The organism is Pseudomonas sp. 91RF, assembly GCF_003576265.1.
Taxonomy (GTDB): Bacteria; Pseudomonadota; Gammaproteobacteria; order Pseudomonadales; family Pseudomonadaceae; genus Aquipseudomonas; species Aquipseudomonas kribbensis.
On record NZ_QWFC01000004.1, the window covers coordinates 1 to 1,735 of the forward strand.

At 63.4% G+C, this 1,735-nt stretch carries 1 protein-coding gene; it reads right to left on the minus strand.

The features are described from left to right. On the minus strand, positions 1-1,649 hold a 1,649-nt coding region (hutU, locus tag DXT77_RS00025; protein WP_119426117.1), incomplete at its 3' end, for a urocanate hydratase. Positions 1,650-1,735: the final 86 nt, after the last annotated feature.

Genomic DNA, 1,735 nt, shown 5'->3' on the forward strand with positions numbered 1-1,735 from the left:
TGCTCCTTGGCACAGTCAATGGCGATCTGGTAACCGGCATCGGCGTGACGCATCACACCAGTGCCCGGGTCGTTGTGCAGCACGCGAGCGATACGCTCGGCCGCTTCATCCGTACCGTCGCAGACGATCACCATGCCCGAGTGTTGCGAGAAGCCCATGCCGACGCCGCCGCCATGGTGCAGCGAGACCCAGGTCGCGCCGCTGGCGGTGTTCAGCAAGGCGTTGAGCAGTGGCCAGTCGGACACGGCATCGGAGCCGTCCTGCATCGATTCGGTTTCGCGGTTCGGGCTGGAGACCGAGCCGGAGTCGAGGTGGTCGCGACCAATCACGATCGGCGCCGACAGCTCGCCGCGACGGACCATTTCGTTGAACGCCAGACCGAGCTTGGCGCGCTGTCCCAGGCCGACCCAGCAGATACGCGCCGGCAGACCCTGGAAGCTGATGCGCTCGCGGGCCATGTCCAGCCAGTTGTGCAGGTGGGCGTCGTCCGGGATCAGTTCCTTGACCTTGGCGTCGGTCTTGTAGATGTCTTGTGGATCACCCGACAGCGCCGCCCAGCGGAACGGACCGATGCCACGGCAGAACAGCGGACGGATGTAGGCCGGGACGAAACCCGGGAAGTCGAAAGCGTTTTCCACGCCCTCTTCCTGGGCCATTTGACGGATGTTGTTGCCGTAGTCGAAGGTCGGGATGCCTTGCTTCTGGAAGTCCAGCATGGCTTTGACGTGTACCGCCATCGACTGCTTGGCAGCCTTGATCACCGCAGCCGGTTCGGTTTTGGCGCGGGCGCGGTATTCGTCCCAGGTCCAGCCGGCCGGCAGGTAGCCGTTGAGCGGGTCGTGGGCGCTGGTCTGGTCGGTGACCATGTCCGGACGCACGCCACGGCGGACCAGTTCCGGAAGGATTTCGGCGGCGTTGCCCAGCAGCGCGATGGAGATCGCCTTGCCTTCCTTGGTGTACTTCTCGATGCGCGCCAGGGCGTCGTCGAGGTCTTTGGCCTGCTCGTCGACGTAACGGCTTTTCAGGCGGAAATCGATGCTCACCTGCTGGCATTCGATGTTCAGCGAGCAGGCGCCGGCCAGGGTCGCGGCCAATGGCTGGGCGCCGCCCATGCCGCCGAGGCCGGCGGTCAGGACCCAGCGGCCCTTGAGGTTGGAGTTGTAATGCTGGCGACCGGCTTCAACGAAGGTTTCGTAGGTGCCCTGGACGATGCCCTGGCTGCCGATGTAGATCCAGCTGCCGGCGGTCATCTGGCCGTACATGGCCAGGCCTTTGGCGTCGAGTTCGTTGAAGTGTTCCCAGGTCGCCCAGTGCGGCACCAGGTTGGAGTTGGCGATCAGCACGCGCGGGGCGTTGCTGTGGGTCTTGAACACGCCGACCGGTTTGCCGGACTGCACCAGCAGGGTTTCGTCGTCATTCAGGTTGGTCAGGCTTTCAACGATCTTGTCGTAGCACTCCCAGTTACGCGCGGCGCGGCCGATGCCGCCGTAGACCACCAGTTCTTTCGGGTTTTCGGCCACTTCCGGGTCGAGGTTGTTCATCAGCATGCGCAGCGGCGCTTCGGTCAGCCAGCTCTTGGCGGTCAGCTTGTTGCCGCGGGCAGCGCGGATTTCAACGTCACGGAATTTAGTAGTTTTTGCGTCAGTCACGAAAAAGACTCCTCAGCGATCAATTCAAACCAACCCTGGCGATGGGCAAGCGGCTTGTGCGCTTCAATGCGCGACAAGCGAATCAG